Annotated in this window: 18 protein-coding genes; 10 read left to right on the top strand and 8 right to left on the bottom strand. The window is 73.2% G+C overall.

Annotated features, from left to right (window positions below):
• The 9 genes from infB to MNZ39_RS12590 form a co-directional block, all read left to right on the top strand.
• The coding region (infB, locus tag MNZ39_RS12630; protein ID WP_242338959.1) for a translation initiation factor IF-2 at positions 1 to 2,226 on the top strand (2,226 nt) is incomplete at its 5' end.
• Positions 2,227 to 2,413: 187 nt separating this feature from the next.
• Positions 2,414 to 2,845, top strand: a complete 432-nt coding sequence (locus tag MNZ39_RS12625; RefSeq protein WP_242338957.1) for a DUF503 domain-containing protein — start codon at positions 2,414 to 2,416, stop codon at positions 2,843 to 2,845.
• Complete coding sequence (gene rbfA, locus MNZ39_RS12620; protein WP_242338955.1) at positions 2,842 to 3,210, top strand: 30S ribosome-binding factor RbfA; 369 nt, start codon at positions 2,842 to 2,844, stop codon at positions 3,208 to 3,210. The genes MNZ39_RS12625 and rbfA overlap by 4 nt, the downstream gene beginning before the upstream one ends.
• Positions 3,207 to 4,175 carry a tRNA pseudouridine(55) synthase TruB gene (gene truB / locus MNZ39_RS12615; protein WP_242338953.1) on the top strand — a complete coding sequence of 323 codons (969 nt, stop codon included), beginning with the start codon at positions 3,207 to 3,209 and terminating at the stop codon, positions 4,173 to 4,175. The genes rbfA and truB overlap by 4 nt, the downstream gene beginning before the upstream one ends.
• 112 nt (positions 4,176 to 4,287) lie before the next feature.
• On the top strand, positions 4,288 to 4,557 hold the full coding sequence (gene rpsO / locus MNZ39_RS12610; protein WP_242338951.1) for a 30S ribosomal protein S15: 270 nt from the start codon (positions 4,288 to 4,290) through the stop codon (positions 4,555 to 4,557).
• A 264-nt stretch (positions 4,558 to 4,821) separates the two neighbouring features.
• Entirely contained in the window at positions 4,822 to 6,990 is a 2,169-nt protein-coding gene (gene pnp, locus MNZ39_RS12605) for a polyribonucleotide nucleotidyltransferase (protein WP_242338949.1), read from the top strand.
• Between the two features lie 58 nt (positions 6,991 to 7,048).
• Complete coding sequence (gene dut, locus MNZ39_RS12600; protein WP_242338947.1) at positions 7,049 to 7,492, top strand: dUTP diphosphatase; 444 nt, start codon at positions 7,049 to 7,051, stop codon at positions 7,490 to 7,492.
• Positions 7,493 to 7,507: 15 nt separating this feature from the next.
• Positions 7,508 to 8,827 carry an adenylosuccinate lyase gene (gene purB / locus MNZ39_RS12595; RefSeq protein ID WP_242338945.1) on the top strand — a complete coding sequence of 440 codons (1,320 nt, stop codon included), beginning with the start codon at positions 7,508 to 7,510 and terminating at the stop codon, positions 8,825 to 8,827.
• 9 nt (positions 8,828 to 8,836) lie between these two features.
• Positions 8,837 to 9,361, top strand: coding sequence for a hypothetical protein (locus tag MNZ39_RS12590; RefSeq protein WP_242338942.1), 525 nt, complete (start codon positions 8,837 to 8,839; stop codon positions 9,359 to 9,361).
• Positions 9,362 to 9,696: 335 nt separating this feature from the next.
• Here the strand turns inward: MNZ39_RS12590 and MNZ39_RS12585 are convergent, their stop codons facing one another.
• The 3 genes from MNZ39_RS12585 to MNZ39_RS12575 all read right to left on the bottom strand — a co-directional run bounded on the left by MNZ39_RS12585 (position 9,697) and on the right by MNZ39_RS12575 (position 13,307).
• Positions 9,697 to 10,902 (bottom strand): HNH endonuclease, encoded by a 1,206-nt coding sequence (locus MNZ39_RS12585; RefSeq protein WP_242338939.1) that lies wholly within the window; start codon positions 10,900 to 10,902, stop codon positions 9,697 to 9,699.
• Between the two features lie 649 nt (positions 10,903 to 11,551).
• Positions 11,552 to 12,310, bottom strand: coding sequence for an alpha/beta fold hydrolase (locus tag MNZ39_RS12580; protein WP_242338938.1), 759 nt, complete (start codon positions 12,308 to 12,310; stop codon positions 11,552 to 11,554).
• A gap of 34 nt (positions 12,311 to 12,344) precedes the next feature.
• Positions 12,345 to 13,307, bottom strand: coding sequence for a phosphoribosylaminoimidazolesuccinocarboxamide synthase (locus MNZ39_RS12575; protein ID WP_242338936.1), 963 nt, complete (start codon positions 13,305 to 13,307; stop codon positions 12,345 to 12,347).
• Between the two features lie 53 nt (positions 13,308 to 13,360).
• On the opposite strand from MNZ39_RS12575, the gene MNZ39_RS12570 reads away from it, so the two are divergent.
• Positions 13,361 to 14,104: an RNA methyltransferase gene (locus MNZ39_RS12570; protein WP_242338934.1), complete on the top strand. Its 744-nt coding sequence runs from the start codon at positions 13,361 to 13,363 to the stop codon at positions 14,102 to 14,104.
• 13 nt (positions 14,105 to 14,117) lie between these two features.
• Here MNZ39_RS12570 and MNZ39_RS12565 read toward each other — a convergent pair whose 3' ends face one another.
• The 5 genes from MNZ39_RS12565 to MNZ39_RS24700 form a co-directional block, all read right to left on the bottom strand.
• Positions 14,118 to 14,405: a hypothetical protein gene (locus MNZ39_RS12565; protein WP_242338932.1), complete on the bottom strand. Its 288-nt coding sequence runs from the start codon at positions 14,403 to 14,405 to the stop codon at positions 14,118 to 14,120.
• A 39-nt stretch (positions 14,406 to 14,444) separates the two neighbouring features.
• Positions 14,445 to 15,560: a S1C family serine protease gene (locus MNZ39_RS12560; RefSeq protein ID WP_242338930.1), complete on the bottom strand. Its 1,116-nt coding sequence runs from the start codon at positions 15,558 to 15,560 to the stop codon at positions 14,445 to 14,447.
• A 121-nt stretch (positions 15,561 to 15,681) separates the two neighbouring features.
• Positions 15,682 to 15,999, bottom strand: coding sequence for a hypothetical protein (locus tag MNZ39_RS12555; protein WP_242338928.1), 318 nt, complete (start codon positions 15,997 to 15,999; stop codon positions 15,682 to 15,684).
• Positions 16,000 to 16,168: 169 nt separating this feature from the next.
• On the bottom strand, positions 16,169 to 16,798 hold the full coding sequence (locus MNZ39_RS12550) for an HAD family hydrolase (RefSeq protein ID WP_242338926.1): 630 nt from the start codon (positions 16,796 to 16,798) through the stop codon (positions 16,169 to 16,171).
• The gene (locus tag MNZ39_RS24700; protein ID WP_277957019.1) at positions 16,795 to 18,315 is read right to left on the bottom strand and encodes an OmpA family protein; all 1,521 of its coding nucleotides are present in this window, start codon (positions 18,313 to 18,315) and stop codon (positions 16,795 to 16,797) included. The genes MNZ39_RS12550 and MNZ39_RS24700 overlap by 4 nt, the downstream gene beginning before the upstream one ends.
• Positions 18,316 to 18,358: the final 43 nt, after the last annotated feature.

Raw genomic sequence — 18,358 nt, 5'->3', positions numbered from 1 at the left:
GCCGGCGCGCCGGGACAGCCCGGCGCCCCCATGGCGGCCGCGCCTCGCGGCGCTCCCGGCCAGCCCTCCCAGCCGGCGAGGCCGCCGGTCGATCCGCGCACGCTGCGCCCCACCTCCACGCAGGCGGTCGTCATCTCGCGGCCGCTCGTGCCGGTGCGGCGCGTGACGCCGCCGACGGGCGCGCGCCAGCAGTTCCCCGCGGCGCCGGGCCCGCGCGCGCTCGGCGAGGTCCGCGAGCTCAAGGTCGTCCCCGGCTCGCTCGGGCGCGAGCGCGAGTTCATCGACGTCTCCCGCGACAAGCGCCGCGGCCGGACCCCGGGACGCCCGGTGTCCGAGGAGCAGGCGAAGAGCCTCTCCGGCAAGGAGCTGCTCCAGGCCGCCATCACCGACCGCGCGTACATCCCGATCCGCGGCAAGAAGAAGAAGCCTACGAAGAAGGGGGCGAAGACGCAGATCACCGAGCGCGCCGAGCACAAGAAGGTCATCCGGGTCGAGGAGTCCATCTCGGTCTCGGAGCTGTCCCAGGCCATGGGCGTGAAGGCGTCCGACCTCATCCGCAAGCTGATGCAGGGCGGCACCATGGCGACCATCAACCAGCAGATCGACGCGGACACCGCGGCGTTCCTCGCCTCGGAGTTCGGGTTCACCCTCGAGAAGAAGGGCTTCGAGGTCGAGGAGTACATCCCCGAGATCGAGGTGGACGAGTCGAAGCTCGTCATCCGCCCGCCGATCGTGACCGTCATGGGCCACGTCGACCACGGCAAGACCTCGCTCCTCGACGCCATCCGCCAGGCGGACGTCGCCGCGGGCGAGGCGGGCGGGATCACCCAGCACATCGGCGCCTACTCGGTGCAGACGCCGCAGGGGCCGATCACCTTCCTCGACACCCCCGGTCACGAGGCGTTCACGGCGATGCGCCAGCGCGGCGCGCAGGTCACCGACCTCGTCGTCCTCGTCGTGGCCGCGGACGACGGCGTGATGCCGCAGACCATCGAGTCGATCAAGGCCGCCAAGGCCGCCGGGGTGACGATCCTCGTCGCCATCAACAAGATCGACAAGCCGGGCGCGTCGCCCGAGCGCGTCATGCAGCAGCTCACCGAGTACGAGCTCGTGGCCGAGCAGTGGGGCGGCACGACCATCATGCTGCCCGTCTCCGCCCGCACGAAGCAGGGCATCCCGGAGCTGCTCGAGTACATCGCGCTGCAGTCCGAGGTGCTCGAGCTCAAGGCCAACCCGGAGAAGCTCGCCTCGGGCCGCGTCATCGAGGCGAAGCTCGAGAAGGGCCGCGGCCCGGTCGCGACCGTGCTCGTCGAGGAGGGCACCCTCCGCGTCGGCGACGCGCTCGTCACCGGCATCCACTACGGCCGCGTCCGCGCGATGATGAACGAGCGCGGCGAGCAGGTGAAGGAGGTCCCGCCGGGCTATCCGGTCGAGGTCCTCGGCCTCTCCGGCGTGCCGATCGCGGGCGACGAGTTCGACGTCGTCGAGGACGAGAAGGCGGCGAAGGAGGTCGCGACTCACCGCGCCGAGAAGCAGCGCCAGAAGGAGCTCGGCACGACCCGCAAGGCGACGCTCGAGGATCTCTTCGCCAAGGCGAAGACGAGCGGCGCGAAGGTCCTGAACGTCGTCATCAAGGCGGACGTGCAGGGCTCCTCCGAGGCCGTGTCGCAGGCGCTCCAGAAGGCCGCCACGAAGAAGGTCGGGGTGAAGGTCCTCGACGCCGGCGTGGGCGCGATCACCGAGTCCGACGTCCTCACGGCGGCGGCCGGCACCGGCATCATCGTCGGGTTCAACACCAAGCCCGAGACGAAGGTCGAGCAGATCGCCAGCCAGCAGGGCGTGAAGATCCTCCTCTTCGACATCATCTACGAGGCGGTGGACAAGATCCGCGAGGAGATGGCCAACCTCCTCGAGCCCATCATCCGCGAGAAGCCGCTCGGCAAGGCGGAGGTGCGGGCGGTCTTCAACATCCCGAAGATCGGCGCCATCGCCGGCTCGGCGGTGACGGAGGGCGTCATCAAGCGGGCGGCGCACGTGCGGGTGCTCCGCGATCGGAAGGTCGTCCACACCGGCAAGATCGGGTCCCTGAAGCGCCTCAAGGACGACGTGCGCGAGGTGCAGTCCGGCTTCGAGTGCGGCATCGGGGTCGAGGGCTTCGGAGACGTGAAGCCGGGCGACATCATCGAGGCGTACGAGCTGGAGGAGATCCGCCCGTCGCTGGATTAGCCCGGGACCTCGGCGCTCGCGGCGGACTGGCCCTCCGTGGCCGGTCCGCCGGCCGTGCCCGACGCAGAGGCCCGAGCCGAGGTCGGGCGCGCGAGGAGCGAGCAGCGCAGCCGTACTGCTTCCGTACGGCGAGCAGCACAGCGACGAGCCCGCCCGAGATCGGCCGGGATCCTGCGTCGGAGCTCACATGTTCGTCGGAGTGTTGAGGCTCACCCTGCACCTCCCCGCGCCGGGGTCGCTCAAGTCGAAGCGGCACCTGGTGCGGTCCGCCATCGACCGGGTGAAGGCGAAGTTCAACGTCTCGATCGCCGAGGTGGGCGAGAACGACCTCTGGCAGCGCAGCGTCATCGGCGTGACCGCCGTGGGGAACGACCACGGGTTCGTCAACGAGACGCTCGACAAGGTCGCCAACTTCGTCGCGTCGATGCACGGCGGCCAGATCCAGCTCACCGCGCGCGACCTCGAGATCGTCGCGTACGGCGATCACCTCGGCCAGGACGGCGGCCGGACGCTGGCCGACGTCGAGGCGGAGCGCGAGGCGGAGGACGAGCAGGACGAGGGCTGGGTCGGCGACGACGCCGAGGGCGGGGAAGAGGACGAGGACGAGGAGACCCGATGAGCACGCACAGCCGGCCCGCACGCGTCGCCGAGGAGTTCCGTCACGGGCTCGCGGACGTGATCGCGCGCGGCCTCAAGGACCCGCGCGTCACGGGGTTCATCACCGTGACCGGCGCGAAGATGTCGCCCGACCTCAGGGAGGTCACGGCCTACGTGTCGATCCACGCCGAGGAGACGGAGCGGGCCCGCACGCTGGAGGGGCTCCAGGCGGCCGCGCCGTACCTGCAGCGCGAGGTCTCGCGCGGCCTCCGGCTCCGGCACACGCCGCACCTCCGGTTCGTCTACGACGAGTCGGTCGCGCGCGGCGATCGCATCGAGCGGCTCCTCAAGGAAGCGCGGGACAAGGACTCGCAGCGCGAGCCGTGAGCCGCTCCGGCGTCCTCGTCGTCGACAAGCCGGCTGGGCCGACCAGCTTCGACGTCGTGCAGCGCGTGCGGCGGCTCCTGGGGGCGGCGCGGGCCGGGCACGCCGGCACGCTCGATCCGGCCGCCACCGGCGTCCTCGCGGTGTGCGTCGGGGACGCGGTGAAGCTCCAGCAGTACCTCGCCGACGCCGACAAGGCCTACGAGGCGACGGTCGCGTTCGGCGCCGCGACGGAGACGGAGGACGCGGAGGGGCGGGTGATCGAGACGGGCGATCCGTCCGGGCTCGACGCGGACCGGATCCGCGCGGCGCTCGCGCGCTTCGTCGGCGAGATCGAGCAGGTCCCGCCCATGTACTCCGCCGTCCGCGTCCGCGGCCGCCGGCTCCACGAGGCCGCCCGCGCGGGCGAGTCGGTCGAGCGGGTGCCGCGGCGGGTCCGGGTGGACGCGCTCGAGCTCCTCGCGCTCGACGCGCCGGGCGAGCCGGGCGAGCCGGAGACCCCGCCGGCCGAGGGCGGGCCCGGGCCGCGGGTCCGCCTCGCCCGCCTCGCCGTGCGCTGCGGGAAGGGCACCTACGTGCGGACGCTCGCGGCGGATCTGGGGAGGGCGCTCGGCGTGCCCGCCCACCTCGCCGCGCTCCGCCGCACCGAGGCGAGCGCCTTTCGCGTCGAGGAGGGGATCGCCCTCGCGGAGGCGGAGGCCCTCGGGCGCGACGCGCTCGCCTCGAGGATCATCCCCATGGGGGACGCGCTGCGGGTGGTCCCGCCGGTCGCCGTCGACTGGCACGAGGCGCGTGACCTCGTCCACGGCCGCGCCCTGGAGCGCGACGCGCCCGCCCCGCTCGTCCGCGCCCTGGCGCCGGACGGGCGGCTCGTCGCCATCTGCTCGCTCGGGGAGCGGGGGCTCAGGCCTCAGCGCGTCTTCCTCGGCCCCGGGGACCTCGGCGCGGCCCGCGCCGAGGAACGTTGACTCGTCCGGGCGGATGGCTTAAGACCCCGCTTTCACACGAACGCCCACTGTGGCCCGAGGCGCGCGCCTTCGCCCTCGCTGCGGTGGAGCGAACCCACGAAAGGAAGTCCCTATGGCGCTGGTGCAGGAGCGGAAGCAGGAGCTGGTGACGAAGTACAAGCGGCACGAGAAGGACACCGGCTCGCCCGAGGTTCAGGTGGCCCTCCTCACGGAGCGGATCGCCTACCTCACCGAGCACTTCAAGACGCACAAGAAGGATCACCACAGCCGCCGCGGCCTGCTGAAGCTCGTCGGGCAGCGCCGGCGCCTGCTCGACTACCTCCGCACGATCGACCAGGGTCGCTACAAGACGCTGATCGAGCAGCTCGGCATTCGCAAGTAGGCAGTGGAACCGAAGCGCCTCGGCAATCTCGCCGGGGCGCTCGCGCTTTCCGGCGACGGAGGCGCGGAGCAGGGCAACGCGCCCGCACGGGCCGGGGCCGCGACGAGACCGCGAGGTCGCTTCCGTTTCCGACTGGGCCGCCTCTCCACGGAGGGGCGGCGGAGTGAGGAACAGAGGCACCTCCCGATCCCGGCGGCGGCAGCGGCGCGCGCGGGACAACGCGGCGACGGACGCCAGGCGTCCTCGCGCGCAAGGAAGGTGCACATGAATCCGATCCAGAAGACCGCCCGCGTGGGCGACCGCGAGATCCTGCTCGAGACGGGCAAGGTCGCGAAGCAGGCGCACGGCGCCGTGTGGGTCCGCATGGGCGACTCGATCGTGCTCGTCACGGTCGTCTCCGCCGCGGAGAAGAAGGAGGGCATCGACTTCTTCCCCCTCACCGTCGACTACCAGGAGAAGCTCTTCGCCGCGGGGCGCATCCCCGGCAGCTTCTTCCGCCGCGAAGGGCGCCTGACGGAGAAGGAGACCCTCACCTCCCGCGTCGTCGACCGCTCCTGCCGGCCCCTGTTCCCCGAGGGCTACGGCAACGAGACGCAGATCATCGCGACGGTCATCTCGTTCGACCAGGAGAACGACACCGACGTCCTCGCGCTCACCGGCGCGTCCGCGGCGCTGCAGGTCTCCGACGTCCCGTTCAACGGCCCCATCGCCGGCGTCCGCGTCGGCCGCGTCGCCGGCCAGCTCGTCGCGAACCCCACGCTCGCCCAGCGCGCCGAGGCGGACCTCGACATCCTCATGGCCGCCTCGCGCGACGCGATCGTGATGGTGGAGGGCGGTGCGAAGGAGGTCTCGGAGCAGGTGATGGTGGACGCGCTCCTCTTCGGCCAGGCGGCCGTGAAGGAGCTGCTCGAGGCGCAGGAGGCCCTCGCGAAGGCGGCCGGCGACAAGCCGAAGCGCGCGTTCGAGCCGCCGAAGAGCGACGCCGCGCTGAAGGAGAAGGTCAAGGCGCTCACCTGGGAGAAGGTGAAGGAGGCCTACGCGCGCGACGAGAAGCACGACCGCTACGGCCGGCTCTCCGAGATCAAGAAGGAGCTCCTCCAGGCCCTCAAGGACGAGGCGGCCGGCGACGCGCAGAAGCTCGCCGCCGTCACGACCCGCGAGAAGGAGATCAAGGGCTACTACGAGGACGTGAAGTACGAGTACATGCGGAAGATGATCACCGACGAGCGCCGTCGCATCGGCGGCCGCGGTGAGGCGGACATCCGCAAGATCTGGTCCGAGGTGGGGCTCCTCCCCCGCGTGCACGGCTCGGCGCTCTTCACGCGAGGTGAGACGCAGGCGCTCGTCGCGACCACCCTCGGCACCGCCGAGGACGAGCAGCGCGTGGAGATGCTCACCGGGATGCACTTCCGGAAGTTCATGCTGCACTACAACTTCCCGCCGTTCTCGGTCGGCGAGGCGAAGTTCCTGCGCGGCCCGGGCCGGCGCGAGATCGGTCACGGCGCCCTCGCCGAGCGCGCGCTGCGCCAGGTGATGCCGGCCGAGGACAAGTTCCCGTACACGGTCCGCATCGTCTCCGACATCATGGAGTCGAACGGCTCGTCCTCGATGGCCTCGGTCTGCGGCGGCTGCCTGTCGCTCATGGACGCGGGCGTGCCCATCAAGGCGCCGGTCGCCGGCATCGCGATGGGGCTCATCAAGGAGGGCGAGAAGATCGCCATCCTCTCGGACATCCTCGGCGACGAGGATCACCTCGGCGACATGGACTTCAAGGTCTGCGGCACCGCCGAGGGCATCACGTCGATCCAGATGGACATCAAGATCGGCGGCGTGACCCGCGAGATCCTCGAGCGCGCGCTGGCGCAGGCGGCCGACGGGCGCAAGCACATCCTCGGCGAGATGGCGAAGGCGCTCTCCAAGCCGCGCGAGTCGATCAGCGCCTACGCGCCGCGCATCACGACCATCAAGATCCGGCCGGAGCGCATCAAGGACATCATCGGCCCCGGCGGCAAGACCATCAAGGACATCACCGCCCGCACCGGCACCTCGATCAACATCGAGGACGACGGCTCGGTGTCGATCGCGAGCCCGAGCCAGGACAAGGTCGAGGCGGCGATCAAGATGATCCGCTCGCTCACGCAGGAGGCGGAGGTCGGCAAGACCTACCTCGGCACGGTCCGCAAGATCGCCGAGTTCGGCGCCTTCGTGGAGCTGTTCCCGGGCACCGACGGCCTCATCCACATCTCCGAGCTCTCGGACAAGCGGGTGAAGAGCGTCTCCGACGTCCTCTCCGAGGGCGAGGAGGTGCTCGTGAAGGTCATCTCCGTCGACCGGGCGGGGAAGATCCGGCTCTCGCGCAAGGAGGCGCTCGCGGAGGCCGCCGGCAAGAAGCCCGAGGGCGCCGCCGAGACCAAGGGCGAGCCCGCCAAGTAGGGCGTGACGTACCGCGCGCCGGGGCCCCTCGGGCCCCGCGCCCGCGGGGGAGAGGCCGATGCCGGTGACGGTGAAGGTGCGGCGCGTGGGCCAGCGCGGTCCGCCGCTCGAGCTGCCCCGCTACGAGACCGACGGCGCCGCGGGGCTCGACCTGCGCGCCGACGAGCCGGTCGCGCTCGCCCCCGGCGAGCGGCGGCTCGTCCCCACCGGCCTCGCCCTCGAGATCCCGCCCGGCCACGAGGGCCAGGTGCGCCCGCGCTCCGGGCTCGCCGTGCGCCACGGCGTGGGGATGGTGAACGCGCCGGGCACCATCGACTCCGACTATCGCGGCGAGGTGTGCGTCGTGCTCGTGAACCACGGGCAGGCGCCCGTCGCGTTCGCGCGCGGCGATCGCATCGCCCAGCTCGTCATCGCGCCCGTCGTCCGGGCCGAGCTCGTGGTGGCCGGGGAGCTCTCCGGCAGCGGGCGCGGCGACGGCGGCTTCGGCTCGACCGGCCAGTGATCCCGAGGTGACCCCATGATCCCGCGCTACACCCGGCCCGAGATGGGCCGCATCTGGACCTCCGAGCGGCGCTACCGCATCTGGCTCGACGTCGAGCTCGCCGCCTGCGAGGCGATGGTCCGCCTCGGCCAGGTCCCGCCCGAGGACTACGAGGCGCTGCGCCGCGCGTTCGAGGGCTTCGAGTTCACCGCGGCGGACGTGGCCCGCATCGAGGAGATCGAGCGGACCGTCAAGCACGACGTCATCGCCTTCCTCACCTTCGTCGAGGAGCGGGGCGGCCCCGCCGCGCGCCACCTGCACAAGGGGATGACCTCCTCCGACGTGCTCGACACGACGCTCGCGGTCCAGCTCCAGGAGGCGACCGGGCTCCTCCTCGCCGGCGTGGACCGGGTGATGGCGGCGGTGAAGCGGCGCGCCCACGAGCACGCGCGCACGCCGATGATGGGCCGCAGCCACGGCATCCACGCCGAGCCCGTCACCTTCGGCCTGAAGCTCGCCGGCTGGTACGACGCCTGGAGCCGCCGCCGCGAGGCGATCGCGCGCGCCGGCAGGACCGTGGCGGTGGGCAAGATCTCCGGCGCCGTCGGTACGTTCGCGAACGTCGATCCGCGCGTCGAGGCGTTCGTGATGGAGCGGCTCGGCCTCGCCGGCGGCGAGGGCGCGGCCACGCAGGTCGTGAACCGCGACCGCCACGCCGAGCTCTTCACCGCCCTCGCGGTGGCGGGCGGGACCCTCGAGCAGCACGCGACGGAGGTCCGCCACCTGCAGCGCACGGAGGTGCGCGAGGCGGAGGAGCCGTTCACGGCGGGCCAGAAGGGCTCGTCGGCGATGCCGCACAAGCGCAACCCCATCCTCTCCGAGAACCTCACCGGCATCGCGCGCCTGCTCCGCTCCTACGCGCTCGCCGCCCTCGAGGACGTCGCGCTCTGGCACGAGCGCGACATCAGCCACTCGTCCGTCGAGCGGGTGATCGCTCCCGACGCCACCATCGCCCTCGACTTCGCGCTGCACCGCTTCGCCGGGATGATCGAGAACCTGCGCGTGTACCCCGAGCGGATGAAGGAGAACCTGGAGCTCACGGGCGGCCTCTACGAGGCGCAGCGCGTGCTCCTCGCGCTCGTCGGCAAGGGCGTGGCGCGGCAGGAGGGCTACGTCTACGTCCAGCGCAACGCCATGAAGGTCTGGGAGGAGAAGGTCGACTTCCGGACCGCGCTGAAGCGGGATCCGGACGTGAAGCGGGTGCTCTCCGACGAGGAGATCGACGCGTGCTTCGCGCTCGAGTACCACCTGAAGCACGTGGACACGATCTTCCAGCGCGTGTTCGGCGCGCCGTAGCCCGCGGCGATGGTGCGGATCGAGCGGAGCGCCGGCGGGCTGGTCCTCGCGTCTCGCCTCGCGCGGCCGCGCGTGCTCGCCGTCCTCGCCGCCGCGTTCATCCTCGGCGCCGCCGGCCTGCGGGGCGCCGCCCCGCGGGCTGCCCTCGGGCTCGCGGCGGTCGCCGCGCTGGTGGTCCTGCTGGGCGGCCGCTCGGTGCGGGCGACCTTCGCGCGCGGGCGGGTGCGGGTGAGCGGCGCCCCGCCGCTGCGCCGGCAGGACCGCGGGCTCGCCGAGTTCACGGGCGTGCAGATCGAGACGGTCGGCGAGGCGCGCGCGCGCCGCGCGGAGCGGCTCGCGCACGGCTACCGGGAGCGCAGCGGCTCGGCCGCGCCCTCCTGGCTTGTGCCCGCGCCGGCTCCCGGCACGAACGACCACCTCCGCCGCCTCGTCCTCCTGGCGCGCGAGGGCGAGCCGCTGCCGGTGACGACCTGGCTCGCGCCCGAGGATGACCTCGAGCCCGCGCGCGCCGAGGTCGCCGCGCTGTTCATCTAGCGGGGGCTGCGCCCCCGCCCCGACGAGCAGAGCGCGTCGTGTGCAGCCGGCCACACGGGTGACACTCTAGCCCGGCGACATGGGTGACACTGTTCACCGGTCGGCCGAGCGGCGCACCGCGCGCTCCGGGTGGGCATCGACGGGTCGGCGCGCGCGCGCCGGGAACGCTCCGGGCGGAGCACTGCGGGTGGCAGAGCGGTGAGCGTCACCGGGGGGGGCGCAGGGGTTCGGAAGCCCGGAAGTGCCGAGCTGCGAGTCGACGGTCAGCCGCGTGCCCATGCGAACCGGCTCTCCGTTCTGCCCGGAGGTCCGGCCAGCTCCGTGGCGGCCGCGAATCACGACGCCCACATTCCGAGCTGCATGACGGGGCGCAGAGGCGCAACGTCAGCGCGCGCGGGCGGCGTCGGCCCGTCGCTCGCCTCGCGGCGGAAGCGATCCATGTGCTCGCGCCCGAAGGTGCTCTCTGCGTGAAGCAGGTTGTGAGCTCGGCAGGCGAGCCGAAGATTCTCGACCGTGGGCGGTCCCCCGAGGGCGGCGGGCTGGATGTGGTCGAGCTCGAGCTTCCAGCGGCTGTTGCAGCGGCAGCCGTCCGGGCCGACCCAGGCGCAGCGCCCCCCGTCGCGCTTCCACACGGCGCGGCGCACTATCGCCGGGATCGTGGACCTCGCCGCCGACGGCTTGACCGCGGCCATATTCGCCGCTGCCTCATTCGAGGCGGCCTGCTTCGCGCCCTTCGTCTTCCGCTCCGGCGCGACCGCGCCCTTCCGCTTGCCGTGCTTCTCGATGGCGCAGCGGATCGCCTCGCGGAGCACCGCCGCGAGGTCGCCGTCCGGGACCTTGTGCGACAGGAGCGACCGGAGCGTCTCGAGGTCCTCCTTGCAGGCACGGTCGAGGGTGACCCGGAGCGACCAGTGGGTCTCCGAGACGGCGAGGGTCTCGGCCCTTCGCTTCGGCTGCGCGAGGATCGGTGGGGTCGCTGGGAGCGGACCGGTGGTGGGTCCCGGATCGAGAGCCGGCTCCGCGGGGCCGTGCGCCGTCGCCATTTCGGCCCGCTCCGATCCCGAGAGGGGCAGCGCTGCGCTCGCCGCGGCGGGGGCGCGCTCGGCCAGCTTGCGGAGGCCTGCGCACGGAGCGGTGCGCGCCTGGATGGAGGCGACGAGGTGCTCGACCTCGGCCCGGGTCCTGAAGGCTGCGCGAGCGAGGAGGTCGTCCACGTTCTCCTCGGTGAGCACCTGGCCGAGGAGCGCCACGGTGGAAAGGCAAAGGCGCCCATCGCGCAGCGGAGCCTCGAGGACCGGGAAGCGGCGCAGCACGCGCATGGCCTGGATGCGCCGGCCTGCGGCGCCCTCCCGCAGGTGGAGCGCCTCCAGGCAGTAGCTCCAGAGAGACGCATGGCCGGCCTCGACGAAGGCGCGGCGCTGATCGAACTCGTCGAGGTGCAGGAGGAAGTCGACCTGGACGTTCCGTTCCTCTCCGGCGAGCTCGCGCAGGCGGATCGCGAGCGCGTTCGATTCGAGAGAAGCGGGGGCGAGCGCAGACATGGGGGTGCACCTCCAGTACATCCTTCGTAGCACGCGATTTCCGGAGCTCCGGAGACGCTCCAGGTCCGCGTCTGGCCGCCGTTCTCCGGCGCTCCCTCGTCAATGCCCCAAGGCGACCGGCGCGTGCTTCACGCGCGAGAATCGTGCGCGAGAGCGGCCTTTCCGCGCCGCCCGTATGCCCGAGGGCGATCGAGGCGAGAAGGCGTCAATGGGAAATGTTCACCCGCCGCATCTGGGACGTCTTGCCTCGTCGCGAGAAGAGCCGCGGCACCGGGCGGCACTACCGCTGGCGATAGTTGTCGCCCAAGGTGAATACGGTCGACCTCGAGCCGCGGAAACGCCTTCGAGAAGTCCGCGCGCACCCCGCGCGAAGTCACGCCGTCGCTGCGCCCGGTTCGACCACGACGAGACGCTCGCCTGCTCCGCCGCCTTCCCGCGTTCATCGGGGTCGAGCACGAGCGCGTGCGCCGACCCCGTCGATGCCCCGAATCCGTCATGCGCACGGAAGCCGTGGTCGAAACACCCGCCGCTCGTCCGGCGAGTACCCGCACTTGTGACGAATGATGAGGGCTTCGCCCCTCCCGCGCTTCGCGCGGGGCCCCTCCCGCGAAGGCCCGTTCGACTGTGCGACCACCCTCCCGTGCTGCGGCTAGGCTCTGCGACCCCGCCCCGGCGCGCGCGGGCGTGCCACGACGCGGGCGGCGAGCTCCTCGAGGTGCGCGAGGCAGGCGTGCGGGGCGCGCTGAAGGATCATGTGCGGCGCGTCGACCTCGACCACCTCCGCGTCCGGGCGCAGCGCGAGGAGCTCCTCGCCGACGTCGGTGCGGATGAGCCGGTCGCGCCTCGGCGAGAGCACGAGGATGGGCGCGTCGACCTGCAGGAGCGCGTCGCGCACGTCGACGCGGAGCGCCTCCATCGCGCGGAGCGCCATCACCTCGGGCGCCGTGCTCCCCACCGCCGCCTGCACCTCGCGGACGAGCGCGTCGGGCGCGTCCCAGCCGGTCATGAAGTGGCGGACGAGGAGGGCAGGCATCGGCAGGCCGAAGAGCCGGGCGCCGACGAGCCCGCGGATCGGGTGGAGGAGCGGGTGGAGCGGCCGGTGCAGGAACGTCGCGGCGAGCACGAGGCCGGCGAGGCCGCGCGGCCGCTCGGCCGCGAGCCGGATCGCGATGGGACCGGAGAACGACTCCGCCACCAGCAGGAACCGGCCGGGCGGAAGGGTCGCGCGGACGCGATCGACGAGCGCGTCGTAGCCGAGCGGCGCGCCGGGAGGGAAGGAGACCACCACCGGCGCGATGCGCCGCGGCGCGGCGGCGAGGAGGGGCGCGAAGAGCCGGCCGCTCCCGTCGATGCCCGGGAGGAGGAGGGCGGGCAGGACGGCGCGGGGGCGCCGCGCCTCGCTCGCCACGCGCGTCGTCCGGCCCCGGCTCAAGCGCGGCCGGCTAGCCGAGGTAGCCCTTCGCGCGGAGGTTGCGCTGGATCCGCTCCTCGACCGAGCCCACGTCCGACGCGAACGTCTCGCCGGTGAGCCGCTCGAAGACCTCGATGTACTTGCGCGCCAGCATCACCCGCACGTCGTCGGAGAGCGCCGGGGGCGTGCCGTGGCCGGAGAACCCGTGCTCCTTGATGAGCCACTGCCGGATGTTCTCCTTGTCGAGCATCTCCTGCTCGGCGCCCTTGGCGAAGCGATCCTCGTAGCCGTCGGCGACCCAGTAGCGCGAGCTGTCGGGCGTGTGGATCTCGTCGATGACGACGAGCTTCCCGTCGATGGTGCCCATCTCGTACTTGGTGTCCACGAGGATGAGGCCGCGGCTCCGCGCCCACTCCTGCCCGCGCTGGAAGAGCCGCTCCGCGACGGCGGTCGCCTCGCGCCAGAGGTCCTTCGAGACGAGGCCCTGCGCGAGGATCTCCTGCTCGCTGATGGGCTCGTCGTGCTTGCCGTACTCCGCCTTGGTGGAGGGCGTGATGATGGGCCGATCGAAGCGCTGGTCCTTGCGGAGCCCCTTCGGCCACTCGATCCCGTAGGCGCCCGCCTTGCCCGCCTGGTAGTCGCGCCAGAGCGAGCCCGTGATGTACCCGCGGATCACGATCTCGATGGGCAGCGGCTTCGCCCGCTTCACGACCATGACGCTCGGGTCGGGCAGGTCGACGACGTGCGTCGGCGCGAGGTCCTTCACCTTCTCGAACCAGAAGGCGGTGAGGCGGGAGAGCACCTCGCCCTTGAACGGGATCGTGCCGAGCACGTGGTCGAACGCGGAGATGCGATCGGTCGTGACCATCACGATCTCGTCGCCGCGGGCGTAGTTGTCGCGCACCTTGCCGCGGTACAGCTCGCCGAGCGCGGGCAGGTCGATCTGGCGGAGGGTGTGGGGGAGCTGAGCGCGGAGCTTGTCGTCCGGGATCATGGGCGGGATGTTATACGTCGCGCCCTCACATGGAACCGGGAAAAGTACGGATCGTGCTTCACCGCCCGCAGAGCGCCGACAACATCGGCGCCGTCGCCCGGGCGATGAAGAACTTCGGCCTGTCGCGCCTCGCGATCGTGGCGCCGCCGTCCTGGGCGGGGCGTCCCCGCAGCGGGGGACCGGGCACCGCCCGGGAGGACGTCCTCGCGCGCGCCCGGCGCCTCGCGCGGCATGCGTCCGACGTCCTCGAGGCCGCCGAGGTCCACGCGGACCTGCGTGGCGCGCTCGGCCCCGCCTCCTGGACCTGCGGCACCACCTCGCGCGCGGTGGAGGGGCGCCCCTTCCTCGATCCCGCGGCCCTCGCCGCGGAGGTCGCCCGGCGGAGCGTCCAGGGTGAGGTCGCGGTCGTGTTCGGGCAGGAGCGGCGCGGGCTCTCCGACGCGGAGCTCGAGCTCTGCCAGGCGGTCTGCTCGATCCCGACCTCGCCGGCGTACGACTCGATGAACCTCGCGCAGTCCGTGGCGGTGCTCGCCTACGAGATCGGCCGGCCGCGGCAGGTCCCCACGCCGCAACCGGCCGCGGCGGAGCCCGCGCGGCACGCCACGGTGGAGGCGCTGTGGGACCGGCTGAAGGCGCTCCTCGGCGCCGCGGGCTACCTGAACCCGCAGAACCCGGAGCACATCCTCGCGGACCTTCGCCGCCTGCTCGCGCGCGCGGAGCCCACGCAGCGCGAGGTGGAGCTTCTCGTCGCGGCGGTGCGCGCGCTCGAGCGGACGTTGCGCGAGCGCGCGCGGTGAAGGAGCCGCCGGGCTAGGCCGGGGCGGCCGCGGCCTGGTTCTTCTTGCGGCTCTTCTTCCAGGCCTCGAAGTGATCCTGGCAGAGCCCGTGCTCGACGACCTTCTTCTTGCAGTCGGGCTTCGAGCAGGTGTCGTAGCGTCCGGGCCGGCCCTCGAGCTCGCCGCGGCGGAACTGCTTGTAGTGGAAGAAGCAGAGGCCCTTCGCGCGGTAGGCGCGCTTGCAGCCCGCCACCGTGCAGGTCTTGGTGCCGCCGCCCTTCGCGCGAGGCGCGGCCTTCTTCGTCTTGGTCGTCTCGGCCATAGAGGGGCGCTAGATACCCGACCCGAGGTCGGATGGCAACTAGCGACCCTCGCCCGCGACGGCGGCCCGGGCCTGGGCGGCCTTCGCGCGCTCCTGCGCGGGGACCTCGGCGAGCGAGATCCGCAGCGAGCGCTCGGGCCCCTGGCCGCGGCGCGTCCTGACCTCGACCTCCCGGCCCACACCGGCCGTCGACACGTACCAGCGGAGCCTCGAGGGGGTGCGGACGTCGTGCCCCTGGAATCCGGTGATCACGTCGCCGACCTTCACGCCGGCGGCGGCGGCGGGCCCGCCGTTCGCGACCTCGGTCACCACCACGCCGCGGGTCTCGTCTCCGCGCGGGACCTCGCGGACCGCCACGCCGAGCCAGCTCCGCACCACGCGGCCGTGATCGCGCAGCTGGCCGATGATCTCCTTCGCCATGTTGATGGGCACGGCGAAGCCGATCCCCTGGCCGGTCGCGTTCACCGCCGTGGCGATGCCGATCACCTCGCCGCGCAGGTTCAGCACCGGGCCGCCCGAGTTGCCCGGGTTGATCGACGCGTCGGTCTGGATGAAGTCGTACGTGCCGGGACGGCCGAGCGGCGCGATGTCGGTCCGGCCGGTGTGGCTCACGATCCCGAGCGTCACGGTGTGGTCGAGCCCGAAGGGGCTGCCGATCACGAGCACCCACTCGGCCACGGCGACGTGGTCGGAGTCGCCGAGCGGGACGAACGCCAGCGGCCGCTTCACCTCGATCTTGAGGAGCGCGACGTCGGACTCCGCGTCGACGCCGACCACGCGGGCGGGCACGCGGGGCGTGTCCGAGCCGAAGTCGACCTCGACCCCCTCGGCGCCCTCGACCACATGGGCGTTCGTGACGACCCAGCCGTCGCGGTGGATGACGAAGCCGGAGCCGATCCCCTTGCGCGGGCCCTCGTTCAGCTTCTCGAACAGGTCGCGGAGCTCCTCGTCGTTCGCACCCGGCGGCGGCGCCTGCGTGGTCACCACCCCGACCACCGCGGGGATCGCCGCCTCGGCCAGCCTGGAGAGATCCGGGAGCCCCTGCGCGGCCTGCGGCACCACCTGCGGAGCCTTCGCCTCGGTGTACAGGGGGCGTGCGGCGTCGCCCGGTCCCGCCGCCACCCACGCCGCCGCCACGAGCGCCGCCCAGGACATGACCACCTCACACCCGCGAAGCGCGGGCTCCCGAACAAGGTGGGGACCGCGCCGGAGGCGGCGCAAGGAGGCGAAGCTGGGGGTCGTCCGCGCGTCCGGCGCGCGCGCCGCGGCGCGGCCGCTAGGGGTGGGCCCGGAGCTCGTCCTGGAGGACGCGATCCAGCGCGCGCCGGTCGGCCTCGGTGTGAGCCTCGCTGGGCCGCGTGCGGGACGGTCCCTGCGCGACGCGAGCCTGCGAGCGGGCGGTCGGCCGGCGGTCGGCCGGCGGCTTGGAGCCGAAGTGGCCGGCGAGCTCGTCCCAGCCGCGCTCCACGAAGACCGGGAAGCTCCCGGCGCGGTCCCAGCGTGCCGCGAGCGTGCGGCCGCCGACGGGCACCCAGAGCCACAGCGCCGCGAGCACGGCGCCTGCGAGGACCAGCTTCGCGAGGAGGCGGAGCATGCGAACCGGGTAGCACGGGGGCCAGCGGCGAGCGAGTTTTGGGCGAGCACCCGTGGGGGCGGCTCGCGCGGAGCCCGGTCGATGGGGTCGCGTCACGACGCGCGCGCTGGCGCCAGCGCAGGCCGCCCGCGTGCGCCGCGGCGGCGACGGGATCGAGAGGTCCTTCGCCTCAGCGCAGGTAGGGGGCGAGCTCGGCGGCGTCGTCCACGAGCACGGTCGCGCCCGCCAAGGCGAGCTCCGCGCGCGACCCGAGCCCCCAGGTCACCGCGACGACGGCCACGCCCGCGGCGAGCGCGGTCGCGACGTCCACGCGGCTGTCGCCGACGAACACGGTGTCGGCGGGCGCGGCCCCGACCTCGGCCATGATCTCGAGGGTCCCGGTGGGATCCGGCTTCCGGGGCGCCTCGTCGCCCCCGACGATGGCGACGAAGCGATCGGCGACGCCGAGCCCGGCGAGGATCTTGCGAGCCATCGCGCCCGGCTTGTTCGTGTGGACCGCGAGCGCGCGCCCGGCCGCGGACAGCGCGGCGTCGAGCCCGGGATAGAGCCGCGTCCGGTCGAGGCAGTGCGCCTCGTAGTGCTCGCGCCAGAGGACGAGCGCCGGCTCGAGGAGCTCGTCGTGCGGGGCGATCGCGCGGGCGAGGAGCAGGCGCGCCCCCTCGCCCACGAACCCGCGGATCTCGTCGCTCCTGCGGGCCGGCAGGCCGAGCGCGGCGAGCGCGTGGTTCACCGAGGCCGCGAGGTCGTCGATCGAGTCGACGAGCGTGCCGTCGAGATCCAGGATCGCGAGGCGGGTCAACGCGTCCCCGCACCGCCGTCGAGGATCGTGAACTCCACGCGCCGGTTCTTCGCACGCCCGAGCGCGGTCTTGTTGGAGGCGACCGGGTGGTCCTCGCCGTAGCCCGTCGGCTCGAGCCGCTCGCGCGCGACGCCCTTGCCGGCGAGGTAGCGCGCCACGGTGCGGGCGCGCCGTTCGGAGAGGTCCTTGTTGTACGCGTTCGAGCCCACGTCGTCGGTGTGGCCCTCGACGCGGACGCGGCGCAGCTCCGGGTGCGCCGCGAGGATCCCGCCGATCGCGTCGAGCACGGGGAACGACTGCGACCGCAGGGTGTCGCGCCCGGTGTCGAACTGGATCGCGTCCTTGAGCGAGAGCCGCTCGGTCTCGATCTCGACGAGCGGCTCCTGCTCGCCCACGGGGCAGCCGTCACGCGTCGCCGGGCCGGGCACGGTGGGGCAGCGGTCCTCGCGGTCCGGGATCTCGTCGCCGTCGCGATCGGGGCAGCCGTCGAGCTCGGCCGGGCCCGGCTCCGCGGGGCAGGCGTCGCGCGCGTCGGGGACGCCGTCGCGATCGCGATCCGGCTCGCCGGCGTCGCCCGTCCGCGCCGTGTCGAGGGCGAAGCGGATCCCGCCGAAGACGCGCCACGACTCGCGCCCGTAGCCGGCTGCGCCGAGGCCGGTGCCCCCGCCGAGCTCCACGGCGACGCGATCGGAGAGGAAGGCGCGGAGCCCCGTGCGCGCGGAGAGCGGGGCGCGGTGGCGATCCGTCGAGAGGTCGTTGCCGCGCGGCCAGCCGCCGCCCACCTCGGCGATCGCGCGCCACTGCCGCGCGGCGCCGGGAGCGGTGAGGTCGTAGGACCCGCCGAGGGACCAGGTCGGCCCGTCGTTCACCACGAGCTGCGCCCACTGGCCGCGCTCGCGGAGGACGTAGCCGACCTGGGCGTCGAGCCGCGCGCGGCCGAAGGCGCGGGTGAGCACCACGCCGGGCACGGCCATCGGCCCCTCGCCCGTGAAGGCGGTGCGGTCGCCTGTGGGCGCGCGCAGGTCGAGGAGCGCGGCGACGCCGATCCCGAGCGGCGCGCTCGCCGCCTCGAGCAGGGCGAGCTTCGCGACGAGCCGGACGTCGCCGAGCGCGCTCCGCGCGATGGGGGCGACGAGCGGCCCGGTCACCCCGCGGTCCTGGAGCAGCGAGAGATCCGATCGCTGGTAGAGCGCGACGGGCAGATCGAGGCCGAGCTCGAGCCGACCGAGCGACGCGGCGGCGAGCAGGTGCGCGGAGAGGCGCGAGGCGAGGGCGTCCTCGCGCGCGTCGCCGAGCTGGAGCGCGAGCAGCCCGTCGGTCCAGTCGAGGAGGAGAGCGGCGCCGATCCGCCCGCGCGGCGCGGTCGCCGCGGTCTCGAGCGTGAAGCCGCCGTCGAGCGACAGCGCCGGGCGCGTGGGGTCCGGGTCGAACCCGCGGGCAGTGGGGTCGTCGGCCGGGGCCGCCGGGACGGCAGCGAGGAGCGCTGCGAGCGCCAGGACAGGTCGGACGGTGCGCATCCGGCGAGCTTAGGCGAACCGTGCGAGGAGGCAAGCCGACGTC

It is taken from the genome of Anaeromyxobacter sp. SG66 (genome assembly GCF_022690805.1).
GTDB classification, from domain to species: Bacteria; Myxococcota; Myxococcia; order Myxococcales; family Anaeromyxobacteraceae; genus Anaeromyxobacter; species Anaeromyxobacter soli.
Note: the sequence above shows the minus strand (reverse complement) of the source record. Positions and strands in the feature narration are given on the sequence as shown.